A 20,755-nucleotide genomic window follows, 5' to 3' on the forward strand; every position below is an offset into this window, starting at 1 on the left:
TCTAATCTCTCCCTTTCATTGCATATTCGAGTACTGCCATCCGGACAAACACGCCGTTGGCCATTTGCTTGAAAATCCGTGACCGCTCGCATTCGACCAGTGAGTCTGCGATTTCGACTCCACGATTGATCGGTGCCGGGTGCATGATGATGGCGCTTTTCTTCATTTTCCGTTCGCGTGCTTCGGTCAAGCCAAACTCTTTATGGTAGCGTTCTTTGGAAAACAAAGCCGAGACAGCGTGTCGCTCGTGCTGGACACGGAGCATCATGACAACATCCGTTTCTCCGAGCAAAGAATCCAGCTCGTCTGTCGTTTCATAATCGCCGCTCCACTCGGCAGGGCACACAAAGCTGACATTTGCGCCAAGCTGCTCGAGCGCGGCTGCATTTGATTTGGCTACACGGCTATGTGCAATGTCTCCGACAATCGTCACGTGCAGCCCTTCGATGCGCCCAAACTCCTGATGGATGGTGTAAATATCGAGAAGCGATTGCGTCGGGTGCTGTCCTGAACCGTCGCCGCCGTTGATGATTGCGACCTTGCATCCTTCGAGTTGCTGGTAGTACTCTTCTTCCTCGTGGCGGATGATGACTGCCTTGACGCCGATCGCTTCCATCGTCTTGACTGTGTCGTACAAAGTTTCACCTTTCAAAATACTTGAGAAGGCCGTTTCAAAGGGCAGCACCGACAGCCCGAGCCGCTGTTCAGCCATTTCAAAGCTCATTTTTGTTCGCGTGCTCGGTTCGAAAAACAAATTGACGACCGCCCCCTCAAGGGACGCTTGCTCACCATGTTCAAATTGTGCCGCGCGCTTTAGCAAATGCATGATTTGTTCGTTCGAGAGGCCGTTCATCGATAAAAGATTCGGCAATTTCCTCACACCCTTTCGTTAGCTGTACAAAAAAACACCTTCCCAGGGGCAGGAAGGTGTAGGGAAATAAAGGCATAGTCCGCCCCATTTCCAAAACCCCTTCCATGCCTCTCTGGACATTCATTAAAAGGTAAATTTATTCAGTTCCGTCATCCAGTTCTTGTTTATCGAGTCCCGGCAAGATCAAGTTCAATAACACACCGACGATTGCGGCGAGTGCCATGCCTTCGATGACGAAAGTTTCGCTGAACTCCAGCTTTGCTCCCCCGATCCCGATGACCAGGATGACGGATGAGATGACCAGATTGCGGTTGTTGCCGAAGTCGATGCCGTTATCGACAAGCATACGCAATCCTGATGAAGCGATGATGCCGAACAGCAGAATCGAGATGCCGCCAAGCACGGCCGTCGGAATCGTGTCGATGACAGCCATCAGCTTGCCGAAGAATGAGAACAAGATGGCGAACACCGCTGCGCCGACGATGACGTAGACGCTGAACACTTTCGTGATGGCCAATACACCGATATTCTCGCCATATGTTGTTTTCGGCGGCCCCCCGACTAGCGAGGAAATGAATGTTCCAAGACCGTCTCCAAGAATCGAGCGGTGAAGCCCGGGATCTTTTATGTAGTTGCGGTTGACGATTTTTCCGAGCACAAGCTGGTGCCCGATATGTTCAGAAATGGTGACGATCGCGATCGGGACCATGACGAACAGCAATGTCGGCGTCACTTGGAACGAATAGTCGATGCCCGGCAACAAGAAGTCCGGCACTTGGAACCAGCTGGCTGTGCCAATCGGGCTGAAGTCAATGATGCCGATTGCTGCAGAGTAGATGTAACCAACGATGATGCCGATCAAGATGGGCATCAGTGAAATGATGTTCTTGAAGTAAATATTACAGATGATGGCGGTGATGAGTGTGACGAGTGCGGCCGAGAAATGCAGCAAGCTGTATTCCGAACCGCCGTCTGCTGTCGGGATGTTCATGGCCATATCGACCGCCGTGCCGGACAATGCCAGTCCGATGACGATGATGACCGGTCCGACGACGATCGGCGGCAGCAATTTCATGAGCCATTTGTAACCGGTTTTCCAAATGATCAATGACACGAGCGCATAGACCAGTGAAACGAACATGGCACCGATCATCGCGGATCCGATGCCGCCTGACTCGGTTGCAATTTGTATCGGAACGATAAAGGCGAACGACGACCCGAGATATGCCGGAACTTTAAACTGTGTGATCAAGACGAAAATGATGGTCGCGATGCCGCTCGTCAATAGCGCAATCGCAGGGCTCAAGCCGACTAGCTGCGGCACGAGGATCGTTGCGCCGAACATGGCGAACATGTGCTGCAAACTAAGCGAAACCCATTGAGCTGATTTTGGTTTGTCATGTATATCTAATATGGCGTTGCTCAAGTTATTTCTCCCCTGTCTCTGTATGGATCGTTAGTCGTTGATGGTGACGCGGTCGGTGCTGTCGCTTTCTGTCATCTCTACGACAATCCGTTCTTCGCTCGATGTCGGGATGTTTTTTCCGACATAATCCGAGCGAATCGGCAACTCCCGGTGTCCCCGGTCGATCAGCACGGCGAGCTGGATTTGAGCAGGACGCCCAAGGTCCATGACCGCATCCATCGCTGCGCGGACGGTACGTCCGGTGTAGAGCACATCGTCGACGAGGATGACCTTTTTGTCCTTGATGCTATGCGCGATATCGACTTGCTGGACGAGCGGTTCCTGTCCAGGATTTTTTTGGCTTAGGTCGTCACGGTATAATGTGATATCGAGTTCACCTGTCAAAATCGCCTTGCCTTCGATTTGCTCGATTTTCTCAGCGAGACGCTTGGCGATAAATGCGCCCCGTGTTTTGATGCCGACCAAGATGCAGCCGTCGATTCCTTTGTTGCGTTCGATGATCTCGTGTGCGATCCGGGTAATCGCGCGCCCGATTGCCTTGTCATCGAGAATGACCGCTTTTTCTGCCATAAGTTCCACTCCTTTATCGGTTGAATTGTATTGTGTGCATGAAAAAACCCTCCGCCAAAGAGGCGGAGGGTATAGATGCGCAGTAAAAAAACCTTCCGGAAGACAGACTTCCGGCTTTGCGAATATCCCTTTTCAGCCTCTCTGGACTGTTCTTAAAGGTGATGCTTATTTAGTTGTTGAGTTCTTGACTGGTCTTAGTATAAAGAACAGTCATGAAACTTGTCAACCCTCTTCTCGAAGTGTTTCAAGCAATGCTTCGAATTCAGCCGGTAATGGTGAAGAAAACTCCAAATATTCCTTGCTGCGCGGATGGATAAATCCGACCACTCCAGCATGGAGCGCCTGTCCACCGATATCCATCGTTTTTCTCGGCCCGTATTTCGGATCTCCGACAAGAGGGAAGCCGATATAGCGCAAATGGACACGGATTTGATGCGTACGGCCAGTCTCTAAGCGGCATTCAACCAGTGTAAAATCACCGAAGCGCTCAAGCACGGTGAAATGGGTCACTGCATGCTTGCCTTTATCGACCACAGCCATTTTCTGGCGCTCTTTCGGGTCTCTGGCAATCGGTGCTTCGATGGTGCCTTTGTCGTGTGCGATATGGCCATGCACAAGCGCCACATATTTGCGCGTAACTGATTTCTCGACCAATTGGTCTACCAGTGAAGCATGGGCCATGTCATTTTTAGCGACCATCAATAAGCCCGATGTATCTTTATCGATGCGGTGGACAATACCAGGGCGTGCAATCCCATTGATGCCGGACAAATCTGTACAATGGTGCATCAGCCCATTTACGAGCGTTCCTTTTGAATGTCCAGGAGCCGGATGCACAACCATATCTTTCGGCTTGTTAACGACGAGTACATCCTCATCTTCATAGACGATATCAAGATCCAAGTCTTCAGGTTCTACATCCAATTCTTCGAGCAAGGGCGGTGTAACGATGATGCTATCCCCCATGCGCACTTTATAATTCGGTTTTACCGTTTCGCCATTCACTTTGATTGCGCCTTCTTTGACCCAATTGCTGATCTGGGACCGTGACCAATCTTCATCAATTGCCGAGATCACTTTATCGATCCGGTCTCCTGCTTGTTCTTCTGTAATGTGTATCGTTAGTTCTTCCATTAAGACACCTTTTTCTTTTGTTGTTTTTCATCCAAAATCACATAAACGATCATCAAGACGACACCAATGGTCAACGCGGCATCCGCCACATTGAAGATCGGAAAATCATAATTAATTACGGGAATCAGTACATCGACAAAGTCCACGACCTCGCCTCTGTACATGCGGTCGATGAAATTGCCGATTGCGCCGCCCAACAGCACCATCAGCGATAACTGGAACAAGGGCTGTCCGCCGGCATGCTTGTGGAAATAGTATAGAATGGCCACAATGACGACGATGGTGATGATGGCAAACAGCCACATCTGACCTTCTAGCATCCCCCACGCCGCGCCGCGGTTGCGGTGGGATAGCCAGCCGAGATATGGCTCGAGTACCGGAATCCGCTCGCCGAGCTCCATGTTTTTAACGACCAGCCATTTGGTCCATTGATCCAACGCGATAATTAGTAAAGCAATTCCATAATAAATCACTCGTATTTCCCCCGTCATTCATCAGTCTATTTATTTTAACACAGAGCAGCCCAAAAAAGAAAAAGTCCGAAAACCGGAAAGCCGGCTTTCGGACCGTTGACACTTAAGCAAATTCGATTTCGACGACTTCTGCACAGCGCGGGCATAGCTCCGGATGTGCTTCAGATTGGCCAATTTCTTTTGAAATGGTCCAGCAGCGGCCGCATTTCTCGCCTTGTGCTTTCTCAACGACTACCGACACTTCATCAAGAGCCAATGCGTTTTCAGGCGCCTGCTCTTTTGCTCCACCGAACGCATACTCGGAAACGATGAATAATTGAGCCAAGTTCGAATCGATGGCCGGCAATAAAGCCGCCATTTCTTCGCTGCCGTAGACAGTCACTTTGGCTTCCAATGATTTGCCGATTGTTTTAGCCGCGCGCGCTTCTTCCAGCGCTTTCAAGACATCATCACGGACATCCATGAAACGGCTCCATTTGTCTTCCAACTCTTCGAACTCCGGACGTTTTTGCACTTCCGGGAAATCCGTCAATTGGACGCTTTCTTCTGATGCAAAGCTTAAATACGACCACATTTCATCCGCTGTGTGCGGCAAGATCGGCGATGACAGTTTGACAAGTGCCATCAAGCTGTCGAACATTACCGTCTGCATGGCACGGCGATGCGGATGATCCGCACGTTCGATATAAACAACGTCTTTTGCGACATCAAGATAGAACGAGCTGAGATCATTCGCACAGAAGCTGTTCAACGCAAGGTAAACCGATGAAAACTCATAGTTTTCATAGCCTCTGCGTGCTGTATCGATCAGTTTGTTCAACTTCATGACCATATATTGATCCATCTCACGCATTTCCTCAAACGGTACACGGTGGACTGTTTCATCAAAATCAGCCAAGTTTCCGTGAAGGAACTTCAGCGTGTTGCGGATTTTGCGGTATACTTCCGAAACTTGCTTGAAGTTATCATCCGACACACGCACGTCCGCTGTATAGTCGACAGAAGAAACCCACAGGCGCAGGATGTCCGCTCCCATTTGGTTCATCACTTTTGCCGGAACGATGACATTGCCGAGCGATTTGCTCATTTTGCGGCCATTGCCGTCCAATGTAAAGCCGTGGCTCAAGACGCCTTTATAAGGAGCGATGCCGTTGATGGCGACGCTTGTCGTAAGCGATGAGTTGAACCAGCCACGGTACTGATCAGACCCTTCTAGGTACAGGTCAGCCGGATACTGCAAATCTTCACGCTCATCGAGCACTGCCTGGTGGGACGATCCCGAATCGAACCAGACATCCATGATGTCCATTTCTTTGGTGAAGCTGTTGTTCGGACTGCTCGGATGCGCAAAGCCTTCAGGCAGTAAATCTTTCGCGCTGCGCTCGAACCAGATATTCGATCCGTGCTCACGGAATAGATCGGCGATATGCGCTATCGTTTCTTCAGTAATGATTGGATCTCCGTTTTCCGCATAAAATACCGGAATCGGGACACCCCATACGCGCTGGCGGGAAATATTCCAGTCGCCGCGGTCGCGCAGCATATTGTAAAGGCGCGTCTCGCCCCATGCTGGGGTGAAGGCTGTCTCGTCGATGGCTTTTAAGATCTGGTCACGGAATGCATCGATCGATACGAACCATTGAGCTGTCGCCCGGTAGATGACCGGTTTTTTCGTGCGCCAGTCATGCGGATACGAGTGGGTGATGAACGATAGTTTTTCCAACATACCGGATTCATCCAACGCTTCCGTGATCGACTTGTTTGCCTTGTCGTAGAATTCGCCCGCAAACCCTGGGGCTTCACCAGTCATGACGCCGCGCTCATCAACCGGACATAACACGTCCAAGCCGTATTTTTTGCCGATTAAGAAGTCATCTTCACCATGTCCTGGAGCTGTATGGACGCACCCTGTACCGGAATCAGTGGTGACGTGTTCACCGAGCATGACCAGCGAGGTGCGATCATACAATGGATGTTTCGCCAAAATATGCTCGAGTTCTTGTCCTTTCACCGTGCGGACCACTTCGTAATCTGTCCAGCCGATTTCTGTTGCCACTTCTTCGATCAAGTCTTTAGCGATGACATACTTCGAACCGTCATGCGCAATTTCTGCATAGTCCAAATCAGCATGAACGGAAATCCCGAGGTTTGCGGGGATGGTCCATGGCGTCGTCGTCCAGATGATCAGTTTTGTGCCTTCTTCTAATACACCTTTTCCGTCAGTAACAGGGAACGACACATAAATGGATGGAGATTTTTTATCATGGTATTCAATTTCTGCTTCAGCGAGTGAAGACTCGCTTGACGGGGACCAGTAGACCGGCTTCAGGCCTTTATAGATATAGCCTTTATTCGCCATTTTGCCGAACACTTCAATTTGACGCGCTTCATAGGAAGGCTTCAAAGTGACGTATGGATTTTCCCAATCGCCGCGCACACCGATCCGTTTGAACTGGAAACGCTGGCTGTCGATTTGTTCGTAAGCATACTCTTCGCATAGCTTGCGGAATTCAGCCAATGACAATTCTTTGCGGTTGACGCCTTTATTGGTCAACGCTTGTTCGATCGGCAAACCGTGTGTATCCCAGCCCGGCACGTAAGGGGCATGGAAGCCCATCATGCTGCGCGAGCGGACGATCATGTCCTTCAAGACTTTGTTCAAGGCATGTCCCATATGAAGGTCGCCATTGGCATAAGGCGGCCCGTCATGAAGAACGAAAAATGGGCGTCCTTTTGTGCGGTCTTGAACCTTTTTATAGATCTCCATTTCTTCCCATTTCTTTTGCATTTCAGGCTCCCGGTTCGGCAAATTGCCGCGCATCGGAAACTCGGTTTTTGGCATCAATAATGTATCTTTGTAATCCATTTTCCATTCCTCCTGTAGGCATAATAAAAAGCCCCCATCCCTGGAAAGGGACGAGAAGCTCGCGGTACCACCCTTGTTGCAGCACGTTGCTGCCAACTCTGCACCGTAACGTGGCGAAGACGGAACCGGCTACTAGATTTCACCGGTTCAGCTCAAGAGTGATATTCTAAAACGGCTCCATTACCAGGCTTGCACCTTCCCTGGTTCGCTTTGAACGGATTTCCGTTTTGTACTGTCTCTTTCATTGCGTTTCTGAGTATGTCGTAATTATAGAAGTAGAATAGATTGCAGTCAAGGTCAGGCTCATTCCTTCGCTGCAGACTCCGCTTCATTTTTTTCGATTTGCTCCAGGTTGTCTGTATCCAAATCGTATTCAAGCAATGTGTTCCAATCTTCTGTTTCAATCAAATCCAATTGGGCTTCTACAAGCATTTTGAAACGGTTGCGGAAAATTTTCGACTGCTTTTTCAGCTCTTCGATTTCTGTCGCGATGCGGCGCGCTTTCGCAAGAGATTCATTAACGATGCGGTCTGCATTCTTCTCCGCTTCCTGAACGATCAAATCCGCTTCTTTCTGTGAATTGCGGCGGACTTCTTCCGATGCTTCCTGCGCAACAAAAATGGATTTTTGCAAAGTGGATTCGAGATTGGTGAAATGGCCCATGCGTTCATCGGTCGACTTCAAACGCTCTTCCATCTGCGCTTTTTCTTTTATCACTTTTTCATAATCTTTCATGATCTGTTCGAGAAATTCATTGACCTCATCTTCTTGATAACCGCGGAATGCGCGGCTGAACTCTTTATTGTGTATATCTAGTGGTGATAAAGGCATCGTATCTCTCCTTACTCTCTTCATTAATACTCTTATTATACCGTTGATGGTGAGAAATTTCAGTAGTATTCAAGTTTTCGTTGAGGTTTTATTTTTTCAGTTCCAATTTGCCGACTTGCAAGCGAATTTTATCCTTTTTCGTCCGCCCCTCGATCGCTTGGATCTGGACACGGCCAAGACCGCGTACTGACAATAGATCGGATTCGTGCAGCTCGAACGCGACTTGTTCCTGAAGTGACCAATTGACTTTCACTTTCCCGCCATTGATCAAAGCTGCCGCTTTTTGGCGGGAAATATTATAAACTGAACTCATGACCGTATCGAGCCTCAATGAACTGACGGTATGCGCTTCTTCGATCCACTCTTCGATAACCGGCAAGAATTCCAAAGGATCTGTGACTTCTTCGAGCTGGACTTTGACTTTGCCGGCACTGACGAGATTGGCGCGCAAATATGGCGCAACTTCTTCCATCACCGTCAATTGGACACGACCTTCACCTATTCGGATATCCCCGAACTTGCCGCGCTCTAGTCCAAGGGACATAAGTGCCCCGAGCACATCCGGATGCTGTAAAGAAACGAACTTGATCGGGTAACGCAATTCAAACATCGTGATTTGGAAATCATCATCCGCCGGGACATAATAGTCCGGATGCAACAGGACGCGCTGGCGCTCTGCTTGTTCAAACAGCCCCGAGACGGCCATTTGGACGTCTCTTGAACCGATGAGGGATTGGATGATAAAACGTTGGCGCGGATCCAAAAAATCAGTGAGCTTTGGCGCATACATATCTTCTACATCGCGCAGCCAATCGTTCGCTTGTTCGATGAATTGCTGTTCATCTTTGCGAAAATGTTGAAATATCTCTTCCATGGTCGGTTCCTCCGGTTCTTGAAATCGTGCTCTGTCCATTGATGGTGCAGGCAAATAAAAAAGATAGAGAAACTAGTTTCTCCATCTTCCTACAGCGGCGTGCCCATTGGCTTCTATATCAGAGAAAATAGTTAGCCAATGTGACGATTCCTTGGCTGGCAAGGCTCAAAGTGAAAATGGCCACAATCGGCGAAATGTCGATCATGCCGATTGGGGGGATGAAACGGCGGAAAATATCCAAATATGGATCGGTAATCCGTGAGATCATCTGTCCAAATGCAGATTCCTTGATGCTTGGAACCCAGCTCATGAACACGCTGACAATCAGGATATAGAAATAAATATTTATAGCCCCTAACAATAAATTAACAAGAAGAATCATTCGTTTTAAGCACCTTTCTTATTGTTGATCATCTTGGTAGTAATCCGAGATGGCGCCATCCACTTCTACTGTGTCCGGCACACAAAGGAATATATCGGTTCCAATGCGTTGAATATCTCCTCCGAGCGCATATACGGTTCCGCTGAGGAAATCGATGATGCGCAGTCCCTGGTCACGTTCGATACGCTGCAGGTTGACCACGACAGCCTGTTTGTTTTTAAGGCTTTCCGCGATATCTTGTGCTTCTGCATAAACACGCGGTTCGGCCAAGCTGACTTTCGATGAAGATGATGAGTTCTGTAAATTGACAATGTTCTGCACTGTAGGTTCCTCCATATTTTCACGGCGTTCTTTCATTGGTTTTGGTGTCCTTACGGTTTTTGGTGCTTTAGGTGCTTTTTGCACTTTCGTCTGCGCTTCTACAGCAGCTGCTGCTGAAGGTTTTTCATAACGCTGGACAGGACGCTGTTTGCGGTCCTCCTGAACAGGTTCTTCTTCGTATTCATCCAGATAGAAAAAGTTCTTGAATTTATCTTTCATGCTCATCGTTGTGCCTCGCTTTCCGATCCCACCAACGCCGTGCCGACACGGACAAATGTCGCCCCTTCATCGGCAGCGATCAGATAATCATTGGACATGCCCATAGACAACTCTGTACAAGGGGCGTGTTGCCATTGTTTTTCTGCAATTTGACGTTGAAGTGTTTTTAATCCTTTAAAAGTAGCGCGCAATACGTTCTCATCATCAGTGTTCGGTGCCATTGTCATCAAACCGACAATTTCAATTTTGTCGAAATCTTTCAGCGATTCGACAAATGGCCTCACTTGTTCCGGAGCAAATCCGCTTTTTGAGTCTTCCCCCGAAACATTCACTTGAACAAAACATTTCACTCGCTTGCTGGCGCGCTTTTGAATCTCTTTCGCCAAGCTCATACGGTCTAGCGAGTGCAAATAATCGATAGAATCAATTACTTCTTTGACTTTACGAGACTGAAGTGCACCAATATAATGCCAGGCTACATCGCCTTTGACTTCACTGCGCTTATGCTTCAACCCTTCGGGACGGTTTTCCCCGATATGTCGAATGCCTGCGTCCACCGCTTCTTGAGTAGTCACTGTTCCCACTTGTTTCGTGACCGCGACGATTTCAATGCCGCTTCTGACTTTATTTAATTTATTGGTCATTTCTTCAAACTTCGATTTAATCGCTTTCATCTGCTCACAACTTTTCTATAGACGTTCAATTTATTGTACCAAGACAAGGACAAATTATCAATTGAGCTATGCATGAAATCAATGTAGCTGTCCATTTTTGCGAAATAAAAGAACGTCCTTGACACAGTTTGCCATTTAGTGATGGTTTAAATAGGTTTCCAAACAAAAAAAACAGCTGCCAATTTGGCAGCCGTTTTTTCAATTAACGACGTTTCTGTCTATTGCGCAAGAATGTCGGAATATCCAGCGCATCTTCGCTTTGCTTATCCTGGCGCTGAGGCTCTTGGTTGTAATAAGGAGCCTGCTCTTCGCGACGCTGGGATTGTTCCTCGCGGCGCGCTTCACGGATGGAAGGTGCCGGATTTTGCTGCTGGATGGATTGAATGCGGTTAGCGTTCAATCCAGACCCGCGCGGTGCACGTCCTGCTGGGTTCAATGTTTCTTCGTTGAACCCGGTAGCGATTACCGTTACAACGATTTCATCTTTCAAGTTGTCGTTTATGACGGAACCGAAGATCATGTTCACTTCTTCATCAGAAGCGGATGCCACGATGTCGGCAGCTTCTTGGACTTCATACAAGCTCAAGTTAGAACCGCCAGTGATGTTCATCAGAACCCCTTTAGCACCGTCAACTGAAACTTCCAGCAACGGGCTGGAAACTGCTTTTTTAGCAGCTTCGGCTGCACGGTTTTCGCCTGAAGAGACGCCGATTCCCATAAGGGCAGAGCCTTTGTTCGACATAATTGTTTTCACATCTGCAAAGTCAAGGTTGATGAGACCAGGAACTGCGATCAAGTCGGAAATCCCTTGAACACCTTGGCGCAAGACATTATCCGCTTCACGGAAAGCTTCAAGCATTGGTGTGTTTTTGTCGACAATTTCAAGTAGACGGTCATTTGGAATAACGATCAATGTATCAACCGATTCTTTCATCGTTGCAATTCCGCCGATCGCTTGAGTTGAGCGCTTGCGCCCTTCAAACGTAAACGGACGTGTAACGACCCCAACTGTCAAAGCGCCAAGTTCTTTAGCGATGCCAGCGATAACTGGAGCTGCTCCAGTTCCTGTCCCGCCGCCCATGCCGGCAGTAACGAAAACCATATCCGCTCCGCGCAAGGCTTCTTCGATCTGTTCTTTGCTTTCTTCAGCCGCTTTTTTGCCAACATCAGGGTTAGCGCCGGCACCAAGGCCACGCGTCAATTTTCCGCCAATTTGCAAGCGAGTTTCCGCTTTGGATAAGTTCAATGCTTGCGCATCAGTGTTGACAGCGATAAAATCAACGCCTTGTACTCCGTGCTCGATCATACGGTTAACAGCATTATTACCGCCGCCACCGACACCAATGACTTTTATTATGGCTAATGCATCGATATTTGTATCAAATTCCAACATTCTGTTTTCCTCCTAAGATTGCTCAGCTTTTAGAATATAAGCCGGACACAATGATGATTTTATTCAAAAAAACGATCAAACATTTTTTTAGCTTTGCTTACGACGCCTTCGTTGTCCTGTTTCGGTTGCTTTGGCTGTTTTTGCTTTTTCGGCTGCTGCTCCACATGTTCCGCTTTAGGAGAATGGGCAGCGGCTGAGCTGTGGCCGACATTGCCATAGAACAAATCTTCAGCATATGCGTATTGGATCAAGCCCACTGCTGTCGTGTATTGTGGTTCGCGAACACCGATGAATTCCGGTGTAAACAAACGAACGCGGCTTTGAAGGATGCTGCGTGCAAGCTCTGGAAGCCCATCCATTTTCGCCATGCCCCCAGTCAACACGACACCGCCTGGCAATTCTTCAATGCCGAGACGATATAACTCATCCAAAATCAATTCGAATAGTTCTTCCATGCGAACTCCGATTATTTCAGATATGTATTTTTGGCTATATTGTTCCCTGGAATCTGAACCGATAACAGGCACTTCAAATACTTCTTCCTCGGATGCATCATCAAAAAACGCATGGCCGTGTTCCAGCTTAATTTTTTCTGCCTGTTCTGTCGGGGTTTTCAAGACGATCGACAAGTCTTTCGTTACATGGTCACCGCCGACAGGAATGACCGATGCTGCACGAAGATAACCATCACGGAAAACTGCAATCGATGTTGAACCGCCGCCGATATCGATGCAGGCAGTTCCATGGTTTTTCTCGTCTTCAGTCAATGCATAGCTTCCTGCTACTAAAGGCTGTACATAAATCTCACGGATTTCGAGGCCAGCACGCTCTACACAACGCAGTACATTGTGGAGAACGGTTTTGGAAGTCGTCACCATTGTACCATCCATTTCAAGACGGATGCCGATCATGCCTCGAGGATCTTTAATTTCACCCAGGTGGTCTACGACATATTCTTCCGGAATGATGTTGACGAGCTCACGCTCTGGTGGAATCGACATAACTTGTGCTGCTTCAAGCACTCGCTCAAGATCTTCATCTGTGATTTCACGGTTTTCGCTATTGACCGCCACGATTCCTTTGACGGGCTGCAAGGCCACTTGGTTGGCTGGAATGCCCAGCACTACTTCGTGAATTTCTTTGCCGATCATGCGCTCTGCCTGATCGACTGCTTTTTTGATGGACTGCACTGTTGCATCTATATCAACAATCGCGCCTTTTTTAATTCCACTGGACTTGACGTTGCCTACGCCGATGACGTGCAACGACTTATTGGTCATTTCCCCGATCAATACTTTGACGGAGGAAGACCCGATATCTAAACTGACATATAATTCTGATTGACTCAACTCGTGGCACCTCCCTTTAAAACTTCTCTATATTACATTCTATTGTAAAAGACACACCTTGTCTAAGTAAAATAGCGAAACTTAGAAAATTTTCCTGCAATTGCTCAATTTGCTTCACTTACGCTCTTTTTTTCAGTCCATTTTGCCAGCAATAGCCGACGGATCACCGCGATATTCTGGAACAAGCGCACCCCGAAAGCGAAAATCGCCGCCAAATACAAATCGACGCCGAGATGGACGCCAAGAAAAGCGAGCCCTGCAGCTAGTGCAATATTAAAGAAAAATCCGGAGACGAATACTTTATCGTCGTACACTTGCTGCAAATGCGCACGTATGCCGCCAAACAATGTGTCTAGCGACGCCAAAACTGCGATGGACAAGTAACTGGCGTATTCCGGTGGAATTTGAATGTCAGTCAGCAAGCCGAGTGAAATGCCGAGAAGCAGCCCAAGGATTGAAATCCACATAAATTTATTCCTCCTCCAGTGCTTCAAGGTGTGTTGTGTTCAAGTCCCCATCAAAAGGTGGGAGCGTCAGTTGCTCTTGCGGTTCCGAAATGGCTATTGTCAAATCGTCTATGTAAAAATCGTCGTGCATTTCAGAAGCGGTCAAATGGCTGAATAATTTTCGAGTCTCTTCCATGCTGCCTGATGTAATGGCTATTGCGAATGGCGGTGTTGAAATCCGTTCACCGTTAACTGTCGTGTAGCCATTAATATCACGAATCGCTGTCGTATTGACGATGCGCTGTCCGCTGATCGCCATTTCAATGCCGTTAAAGCGATTGACTTCATTGACCAGTCTCACTAACAGATCGGGTGGAATTTCGGTGATTTCAGTTCCCATGGCAACCGCTTCAAGCGACGGCCGCACTTCAAGTGTAATGCCAGGTCCCGTAACTTCTGTAAGGCCAGCCAAATTCCTCAGCTCTTCGACCGTTTCTTGCAAAATACTTTCAGGATCTTCTGCTGCTTTTCCTGTATATTTTCCGAGCGTCTCGTCCAAAGACCCGATTTCTAATAACAGCTCTGAATGAATTTGCTTTTCCCTCGAGAGCTCTTGGCGGATTTCCCATGTATCGCGCGTATCGCGCTGGTCCACGGTATTAATCGTATTATATTGTGTAGCAACCATAAAGCCGATGACAAAGAGGATCACAGTAAAACGGCTGATAATTCGCTTTTTCATTGCACGTCCTCCTGTTTGCTATTCCGACAACAAGGCCGACATGTGAATATCCAGGCCTTCATCAAGTGTCACTACAATATTATCATTAACCAGCTGGTCTTGGACGCCCCCTGTTAGTTGCATCGAAGCAGATAAAACCTCTGGGCTGCCGATCGCTTCAATGGTGAACGGGGCAGGATGCTGCACCCCATCGACCATGATGACGGGCCCTGTGCAAACGATATTGGAATTGCCGTGCAAGCGCTGTCCATTGACCGCAATCGCTTGCGCACCTGAGATATACAGTTCATTGATCACCTGGAACACATGGCTTTCATGAACAATATAATCGTTCGGATTGGCGGCATCTGCATTATAGTCCCCGTCATGCAATGTGACCTTCAAGCCGCTGCCCTTAACCGGAACAAGCCCGAGGAAGCGTCGCAGTTGTTCTGCTTCCCGGGCATATGCCGTATAATTTTCTTGGCCATCCGTTACAGAGCGCTCGAATTCTTGCACTGCTTCTTGCTTGCGGGATATTTCTTCCCTCAATTCTTTATTGCGCTCTTGCTGGTCAATCAGTTCTTCACGATACTGCTCTTTCTGTTCAAAAAAAGTGCCGCCGGTAAATTCGCTTTGTGCTTCGCGCTGATTCGATAAGCTATACGAATAAGCCATAATAAATCCAAGCACAAGAAACACTAATGAGAAGATGATGGATTTACTAATGCTTTTACGCTTATTCTTCTTGGGCATCTTCAAGCTCCACACCCGCTTCCGGCAATCCGAAGACATCATTAAATGATCGGAAGTATATGCCGACTTCCATATCAATGACCCCTTTTTGATCTTCAAGCTGTGCTGTGACAGACGGGTAATAATTGATCTTTTCCGCCAATGTCGACAGGATCGCTTTAATTTCGTTGCCATCATTCATGTAAATCGTTATATAATCTGCCCTTTCTTCCTCAGGGTCTAGAATTATTTGCGATATGAGGTTTTGCACTTCCGGTTCGGTATTGACTAGCTGTTCCACAAGAGCTTCCCGTTTCGCTTCATCTTCAAAATTCGAAAATATAGGTCCTTCAATATTGGAGACTGGTTGGTTTAGCACGACCCCATTCGACAGTACCACCTGATAATTATTGCCTTGGTCCAAGTAACCCATTTCAACAAATTCTTCAATCTCAACCTCGACTGAAGTCAGCCATTTTTTCTGCACAGATGCTGATTCCACCCACACCAATGTTTCAAGGAGCCCTTCAATTTCATCGCTGTTAAACGACCACATCGAATCTCCGATTTGCAGTGTGCTCGCTTGTTTATAGCTTTCTCCATCGAATAATTCTGCACCATTGACTTCAATTGACTGAATTTCACTGTAAGTGGACTGGCTATATAACAGCACTAGCAGCAAAGTTACGAAAATAAACAGCAATGCAGCAAATTTGCGGTTTGTCCTTTTTCTTCGCCGCTCCCGGAGCGTTGGAATGCGTTCTTCGATGTCTATAACTTTGTCCATAACCGCCGCTCCTTCGTATTATTCGTTCGCTTCTGTGTGTTTTTGAACCGCAGCAATAAATGCATCGCCACGGACTTCGAAACTCTCGTATTGGTCCCAACTCGCGCAAGCCGGAGACAAGAGAATGATATCCCCTGGCTGTGACAGCGCGATCGCTTTTTCCACTGCATCATCCATCATTCCAGCAGTTGTCGTTGGAACATTGCAAGACTCGGCAAACGTTGAGAAGCGTTGTGCCGTTTCACCGAAAGTAACCAATCCCTTGACACGGTCCATAAATGGCCGCATTTCTTCAAGTGAATGCTCGCGTTCTAAACCGCCAGCCAATAGAATGATGTTTCCTGGAAATGCTTCTAAAGCGCTTTTCGTTGCTAAAGCATTTGTCGCTTTGGAATCATTATAAAATCGACGGCCCTGCCATTCGTCGACAAACTGGGAACGGTGCTTGACGCCTGTGAATGAAGTCAACACCCGGTTAATCGTTTCTTTCGTTCCGCCCCAAATCAATGCCGCTGCAGTTGCCGCCAAAATGTTTTCGAGGTTGTGCTCTCCTGCAAGCATGATGCGCTTGCGTTCAATTAGCGGTTCTCCCTGCCAATAAATATATTCCCCGTCAGCACTGATATGTTGGTCGGTCTTGCCTTTCAAAGTGAACGGCACCAGCTGTGCTTTTAGTGTTTTGGCATGATCGGCGAGTATTTGTTGATCCGCATTGTAAATAAAATAGTCGGCCTCTGTTTGATTTTGGGTAATTTTCTTTTTGGATTCCAAGTAATCATCGAGTGATCCGTGGTAATCCAAATGTGCCTCGTATAAATTGGTAATAATCGCAATGTGCGGACGGAAGGTTTCAGTTCCCTTGAGCTGAAAAGAAGACAGCTCTGTAACGATGACATTGTCTGAAACTGCTTTTTCTGCTACACCGCAAGCTACTGTGCCGATGTTCCCGGCAATAAGAGGGGACTTATCGTCTTGGTTCAGCATATGGAACAAAAGAGTGGTCGTCGTTGTTTTGCCGTTCGAGCCAGTGATGCCGATGAAAGGTGCTTCGCTAATACGGTAAGCAAGTTCGATTTCAGTCCATACAGAGATGCCTTTTTCCAATGCTTTTTGAATTAGGTGGTTGCGGTACGGAATTCCGGGGTTTTTAATGACCAATTCGAACCCTTCATCCAATAAATCTTCCGGATGGCGGCCGCAAATAACGGTGACCCCAAGATTCAGCAAATCTTGCGCTTCCGGATTTTCTTCAAAAGGCTTGGAATCATTGACAGTTACAAATGCCCCAAGCTTATGCAGTAAACGTGCAGCTGTATAACCGCTTTTCGCCAGGCCGAGCACTAGAACTTTTTTTTGATGTAATTGCGGCAATTCTTTCATTTACATGACCTCCAATACAATGGCTAAAGCGGCGCTGATCAAACCAACGCCCCAAAATACGCCAACAACTTTCCATTCGGACCAACCGACCAGTTCAAAATGATGGTGAATCGGGCTCATTTTGAATATTCGCTTTTTCCGCAACTTAAAGCTGCCGACTTGTAAAATCACTGATGCTGTTTCGATTACGAATACGAGACCAATCAATAATAAAAGCAATTCCTGCTTCAATAAGATCGACACCATAGCCAGCGCGCCGCCGAGTGCCAATGACCCGGTGTCGCCCATAAAGACTTTGGCCGGATATTTATTGAACACCAAGAATCCAAGAAGCCCCCCTGCCACAGCGAACGTGAACAAAGCGATGCCCATCTGCTGTTGTGTGAGCGCCAAAATTCCGAAAGCCCCAAAAGCGATGGTGGCAGTTCCTGCGACCAGTCCGTCCAAGCCATCTGTCAAGTTGACGGCATTCGAGAAGCCGACCAGCCAGAAGACGATAAATAGTACATATACCCAGCCGAGTTCGATCGACGCATCGGTAAACGGAATTCCGAGTGCTGTGTCAAAACCGTTTGCACGCAGTAAGAAAAATGATAATACGGCAATGATGATTTGCGCGATTAATTTTTGCAGTGAAGTCAATCCAAGATTGCGTTTCACGACTACTTTGATGAAATCATCCAAAAACCCAATCAAGCCATAACCGAATAGCACAATTAAGAGAATGACCACTTGTGTTGTTAATTGTTTATTAAATGCTGCGACGAGCAAAACTGTCACAACGATGGAAATGAGGAAAACCAGACCGCCCATCGTTGGGGTCCCGGTTTTTTTCATATGGGATTGCGGCCCTTCTTCTCGAATGCTTTGACCAAATTTCATACGTTTCAATAAGGGAATAAAGAGCGGCATCAATACTACAGTTAATATTAATGCACCCACAAACCCAATTATGTGCATACCTTCCATTTATAGAGCTCCTTTAAAGACGAGTTGACTCGTTCAATTATTCGTTATCTGATGGTGTTTCGGGTGTTTCGGGTGTTTCGGGTGTTTCGGGTGTTTCGGGTGTTTCGGGTGTTTCGGGTGTTTCGGGTGTTTCGGGTGTTTCGGGTGTTTCCGATGTTTCCGGTGTTTCCGATGTTTCCGGTGTCTCCGATGTTTCATCGGATGGAACTTCCTCTTCATCACTGCTTTGTGCCTGGTGAGGATAGAATATCTCCGGCGGCTGCAATTCGATGATGACGGATTCTCCAGTAGCTGGTGTTGCACCTTCTGTGACACTTTGCGTCATGGCAAAACCATGTCCCGCAATTTCCAACGGCAATCCGCTGAGTGTTTGATAAGCGAGCAATTCGCGTTTCGACCATCCTGTAAAGTCAGGGATGGCTGTTTCACCGCCCGTTCTCAAAATAATATTCTCGCCAGCGACCAAGGCTTCACCGCCTTGAGGATACTGATTGCTCACTTCTGTGTTTTCTCCCGTGACTACTGGATTTAAGCCCTTGGCTGTCACATCAGCAATTACTTGCTCCAGCGGCATGCCGGTATAATCTTCAACCGGAACTGTCTTGGCTTCTATCGAGTTTTCCGGTGCGATGTTCAGGTATTTCAAACTATTTTCCATTACAGAGGTAAAGATTTTCGATACCGGAACGGATCCGTATTCATCAGCCGGCAATTGAGGTTGCTGCACACCAATATAGATCAACAGCTCCGGATCTTCCGCAGGCGCCATGCCGAGGAAAGAGAACAAATAATTATTGCTGCCGGTCATATAGCGGCCGTCTTGCCCAGGAACTTGTGCGGTGCCGGTTTTTCCTGCCACTGTGTAATCCTGAAGCGCAAAACCTTTCGCAGATCCCGCTTCCGCTGTAACTGTAGATGCCATCAATTTGCGCATTTCATCAGCAGTTTCCGGCGAAATCGGCTTACCGGCTTCTTCCGGCTCAGACTTAACCGTAACTTCATTTGTATCCGGATTTTTAATTTGGTCGATGATATACGGTTTCATCATCGTGCCGTCTCCAGCAATAGCTGTGGCTGCCTGGATCATTTGAATCGGTGTAACGGTTGACCCTTGCCCGTAAGCAGTTGTTAATTTGTTGATCGGGTATTGATTCAGAATCTGTCCGGCTGCTTCATTCGGCAAATCAATGCCAGTTTTCTCGCCGAAGCCAAACGCATCGACATAGTTCATAAACATATCCGGTCCCAATCGTTCCAGCAAATAGCCCATCGATACGTTCGAGGAGCGCTGGAACCCTTCAAGAAACGTGATGCTTCCCCAGCCGCGTCCGCTGTTATGGTCGCCGATCGTTCGGTCGAGCAGAGTATATGTACCCGAGTCGTAATAAGCATTCGGATCCCATTTGCCTTCTTCCATCGCGGCAGCTACAGTAAACATTTTCATCGGCGAACCGGGTTCGATCGTCAATTCGATGCTCTCGTTCAACCAGTTGTCCGACAAGCCTTCCCTTGTGTTCGGGTTGAAGGTCGGACGCTGAGACATGCCGAGAATTTCACCCGTATCAGGATCTGCAATTAACGCTATCATGCGTGTCGGGTTGTATTCTTCCTGCACGCTTGACATGGCATCCTCGAGGAAGTTTTGGATTGTCCGGTCCAATGTCAATTGAAGGTTCGATCCATCAATAGCGGGCGTAACAACTTCTTGGCTATTCGGCAACAAGTATCCCCATTTATCCGTATCAAATTCCATCTTACCATTTTGACCAGTTAGAACTTCGTCATGAATCGATTCGAGCCCCATTTTACCGGTAGTTCTGACCAATCCGTCTTCGTCTTCTTCTTTCATCGCAAACCCGATCAAATGTGAAGCGAAGACACCATTTGGATAAAGGCGTTTTAAATCCTTGACGAACAATAGGCCAGGCAAATCCCGTTCTTGCATTTCAAGCATTTGCGTATGGCTGATTTCGCGTCCAGCTACGCCGAACTCCACCTGGTGTCGGTTTTTTTCCATTCCGTTCTCCAAAATGCTTAACAGTTCTTCTTTCGGCGCACCCAACTGTTCAGACAAGTACGCCGCTGTTTCCTCGGCATCGATTACGTGGTTCGGTTTTTCAGGATTCGTCGTCATCGATTCCTCCAACACCGCCACTAATTTGTAAGTTAACGTGTCTTCTGCAATCACTTCGCCGTTGCGGTCGATAATTTTACCTCGTTCGGCCGTCAACACTTCTTCTTGGCTGTATTTAGCTGCTGCGCGTGCAGCCAATTCCTGCCCTTCTACTTTGCCCGTCGCTTGAATTGTGATTATTCTGGCCATTAAAAGGAAAA

20 protein-coding genes and 1 other annotated feature are annotated in these 20,755 nt (G+C 47.6%); all 20 genes read right to left on the bottom strand.

Going from position 1 to position 20,755, the window contains the following annotated elements:
• Position 1: 1 nt before the first annotated feature.
• The 20 genes from ACFO5U_RS06585 to ACFO5U_RS06680 all read right to left on the bottom strand — a co-directional run bounded on the left by ACFO5U_RS06585 (position 2) and on the right by ACFO5U_RS06680 (position 20,744).
• Positions 2–871: an aspartate carbamoyltransferase catalytic subunit gene (locus ACFO5U_RS06585; protein WP_377277740.1), complete on the bottom strand. Its 870-nt coding sequence runs from the start codon at positions 869–871 to the stop codon at positions 2–4.
• A 136-nt stretch (positions 872–1,007) separates the two neighbouring features.
• On the bottom strand, positions 1,008–2,297 hold the full coding sequence (locus ACFO5U_RS06590) for a solute carrier family 23 protein (protein WP_377277742.1): 1,290 nt from the start codon (positions 2,295–2,297) through the stop codon (positions 1,008–1,010).
• A gap of 30 nt (positions 2,298–2,327) precedes the next feature.
• Positions 2,328–2,867 carry a bifunctional pyr operon transcriptional regulator/uracil phosphoribosyltransferase PyrR gene (pyrR, locus tag ACFO5U_RS06595; protein ID WP_377277744.1) on the bottom strand — a complete coding sequence of 180 codons (540 nt, stop codon included), beginning with the start codon at positions 2,865–2,867 and terminating at the stop codon, positions 2,328–2,330.
• Between the two features lie 222 nt (positions 2,868–3,089).
• Entirely contained in the window at positions 3,090–4,001 is a 912-nt protein-coding gene (locus ACFO5U_RS06600) for an RluA family pseudouridine synthase (RefSeq protein WP_377277746.1), read from the bottom strand.
• A complete protein-coding gene (gene lspA, locus ACFO5U_RS06605) occupies positions 4,001–4,474 on the bottom strand; it encodes a signal peptidase II (protein ID WP_377277747.1) in 474 nt (157 codons plus the stop codon). Before lspA ends, ACFO5U_RS06600 begins: the two co-directional genes overlap by 1 nt.
• Before the next feature lie 103 nt (positions 4,475–4,577).
• Positions 4,578–7,340, bottom strand: a complete 2,763-nt coding sequence (ileS, locus tag ACFO5U_RS06610; RefSeq protein WP_377277748.1) for an isoleucine--tRNA ligase — start codon at positions 7,338–7,340, stop codon at positions 4,578–4,580.
• Positions 7,341–7,383: 43 nt separating this feature from the next.
• Positions 7,384–7,594 (bottom strand) — a binding site (T-box leader).
• 49 nt (positions 7,595–7,643) lie between these two features.
• A complete protein-coding gene (locus ACFO5U_RS06615) occupies positions 7,644–8,171 on the bottom strand; it encodes a DivIVA domain-containing protein (RefSeq protein ID WP_377277749.1) in 528 nt (175 codons plus the stop codon).
• Positions 8,172–8,259: 88 nt separating this feature from the next.
• Positions 8,260–9,045, bottom strand: a complete 786-nt coding sequence (locus ACFO5U_RS06620) for a YlmH family RNA-binding protein (RefSeq protein ID WP_377277750.1) — start codon at positions 9,043–9,045, stop codon at positions 8,260–8,262.
• A gap of 118 nt (positions 9,046–9,163) precedes the next feature.
• A complete protein-coding gene (locus tag ACFO5U_RS06625) occupies positions 9,164–9,427 on the bottom strand; it encodes a YggT family protein (RefSeq protein ID WP_377277752.1) in 264 nt (87 codons plus the stop codon).
• A gap of 18 nt (positions 9,428–9,445) precedes the next feature.
• A complete protein-coding gene (locus ACFO5U_RS06630) occupies positions 9,446–9,973 on the bottom strand; it encodes a cell division protein SepF (RefSeq protein WP_377277754.1) in 528 nt (175 codons plus the stop codon).
• Complete coding sequence (locus ACFO5U_RS06635) at positions 9,970–10,641, bottom strand: YggS family pyridoxal phosphate-dependent enzyme (protein WP_377277756.1); 672 nt, start codon at positions 10,639–10,641, stop codon at positions 9,970–9,972. The genes ACFO5U_RS06630 and ACFO5U_RS06635 overlap by 4 nt, the downstream gene beginning before the upstream one ends.
• Positions 10,642–10,843: 202 nt before the next feature.
• Positions 10,844–12,034 (bottom strand): cell division protein FtsZ, encoded by a 1,191-nt coding sequence (ftsZ, locus tag ACFO5U_RS06640; protein WP_377277758.1) that lies wholly within the window; start codon positions 12,032–12,034, stop codon positions 10,844–10,846.
• A gap of 59 nt (positions 12,035–12,093) precedes the next feature.
• A complete protein-coding gene (gene ftsA, locus ACFO5U_RS06645) occupies positions 12,094–13,383 on the bottom strand; it encodes a cell division protein FtsA (RefSeq protein ID WP_377277759.1) in 1,290 nt (429 codons plus the stop codon).
• Positions 13,384–13,487: 104 nt separating this feature from the next.
• Positions 13,488–13,850, bottom strand: a complete 363-nt coding sequence (locus ACFO5U_RS06650) for a small basic family protein (RefSeq protein ID WP_377277760.1) — start codon at positions 13,848–13,850, stop codon at positions 13,488–13,490.
• Between the two features lie 4 nt (positions 13,851–13,854).
• Positions 13,855–14,571: a DUF881 domain-containing protein gene (locus tag ACFO5U_RS06655; protein ID WP_377277762.1), complete on the bottom strand. Its 717-nt coding sequence runs from the start codon at positions 14,569–14,571 to the stop codon at positions 13,855–13,857.
• Positions 14,572–14,589: 18 nt separating this feature from the next.
• A complete protein-coding gene (locus ACFO5U_RS06660; RefSeq protein ID WP_377277764.1) occupies positions 14,590–15,312 on the bottom strand; it encodes a DUF881 domain-containing protein in 723 nt (240 codons plus the stop codon).
• On the bottom strand, positions 15,290–16,072 hold the full coding sequence (locus ACFO5U_RS06665) for a cell division protein FtsQ/DivIB (RefSeq protein ID WP_377277765.1): 783 nt from the start codon (positions 16,070–16,072) through the stop codon (positions 15,290–15,292). The genes ACFO5U_RS06660 and ACFO5U_RS06665 overlap by 23 nt, the downstream gene beginning before the upstream one ends.
• A gap of 18 nt (positions 16,073–16,090) precedes the next feature.
• Positions 16,091–17,452 (bottom strand): UDP-N-acetylmuramoyl-L-alanine--D-glutamate ligase, encoded by a 1,362-nt coding sequence (gene murD, locus ACFO5U_RS06670; RefSeq protein ID WP_377277767.1) that lies wholly within the window; start codon positions 17,450–17,452, stop codon positions 16,091–16,093.
• A complete protein-coding gene (mraY, locus tag ACFO5U_RS06675; RefSeq protein ID WP_377277769.1) occupies positions 17,453–18,421 on the bottom strand; it encodes a phospho-N-acetylmuramoyl-pentapeptide-transferase in 969 nt (322 codons plus the stop codon). It lies immediately after the preceding gene.
• 37 nt (positions 18,422–18,458) lie between these two features.
• The gene (locus ACFO5U_RS06680; RefSeq protein WP_465264073.1) at positions 18,459–20,744 is read right to left on the bottom strand and encodes a penicillin-binding transpeptidase domain-containing protein; all 2,286 of its coding nucleotides are present in this window, start codon (positions 20,742–20,744) and stop codon (positions 18,459–18,461) included.
• Positions 20,745–20,755: the final 11 nt, after the last annotated feature.

The sequence above is a fragment of the Planococcus dechangensis genome, from assembly GCF_042654465.1.
GTDB lineage: Bacteria > Bacillota > Bacilli > Bacillales_A > Planococcaceae > Planococcus > Planococcus dechangensis.

Excerpts from the sequence above, each read along its gene's own strand:
- pyrR (WP_377277744.1), bottom strand. The coding sequence starts at position 2,867 with ATGGCAGAAAAAGCGGTCATTCTCGATGACAAGGCAATCGGGCGCGCG.
- ACFO5U_RS06600 (WP_377277746.1), bottom strand. The coding sequence starts at position 4,001 with ATGGAAGAACTAACGATACACATTACAGAAGAACAAGCAGGAGACCGG.
- ileS (WP_377277748.1), bottom strand. The coding sequence starts at position 7,340 with ATGGATTACAAAGATACATTATTGATGCCAAAAACCGAGTTTCCGATG.
- ACFO5U_RS06615 (WP_377277749.1), bottom strand. The coding sequence starts at position 8,171 with ATGCCTTTATCACCACTAGATATACACAATAAAGAGTTCAGCCGCGCA.
- ACFO5U_RS06620 (WP_377277750.1), bottom strand. The coding sequence starts at position 9,045 with ATGGAAGAGATATTTCAACATTTTCGCAAAGATGAACAGCAATTCATC.
- ACFO5U_RS06625 (WP_377277752.1), bottom strand. The coding sequence starts at position 9,427 with ATGATTCTTCTTGTTAATTTATTGTTAGGGGCTATAAATATTTATTTC.
- ACFO5U_RS06630 (WP_377277754.1), bottom strand. The coding sequence starts at position 9,973 with ATGAGCATGAAAGATAAATTCAAGAACTTTTTCTATCTGGATGAATAC.
- ACFO5U_RS06635 (WP_377277756.1), bottom strand. The coding sequence starts at position 10,641 with ATGAAAGCGATTAAATCGAAGTTTGAAGAAATGACCAATAAATTAAAT.
- ftsZ (WP_377277758.1), bottom strand. The coding sequence starts at position 12,034 with ATGTTGGAATTTGATACAAATATCGATGCATTAGCCATAATAAAAGTC.
- ACFO5U_RS06650 (WP_377277760.1), bottom strand. The coding sequence starts at position 13,850 with ATGTGGATTTCAATCCTTGGGCTGCTTCTCGGCATTTCACTCGGCTTG.
- ACFO5U_RS06655 (WP_377277762.1), bottom strand. The coding sequence starts at position 14,571 with ATGAAAAAGCGAATTATCAGCCGTTTTACTGTGATCCTCTTTGTCATC.
- ACFO5U_RS06665 (WP_377277765.1), bottom strand. The coding sequence starts at position 16,072 with ATGGACAAAGTTATAGACATCGAAGAACGCATTCCAACGCTCCGGGAG.
- murD (WP_377277767.1), bottom strand. The coding sequence starts at position 17,452 with ATGAAAGAATTGCCGCAATTACATCAAAAAAAAGTTCTAGTGCTCGGC.
- mraY (WP_377277769.1), bottom strand. The coding sequence starts at position 18,421 with ATGGAAGGTATGCACATAATTGGGTTTGTGGGTGCATTAATATTAACT.
- ACFO5U_RS06680 (WP_465264073.1), bottom strand. The coding sequence starts at position 20,744 with ATGGCCAGAATAATCACAATTCAAGCGACGGGCAAAGTAGAAGGGCAG.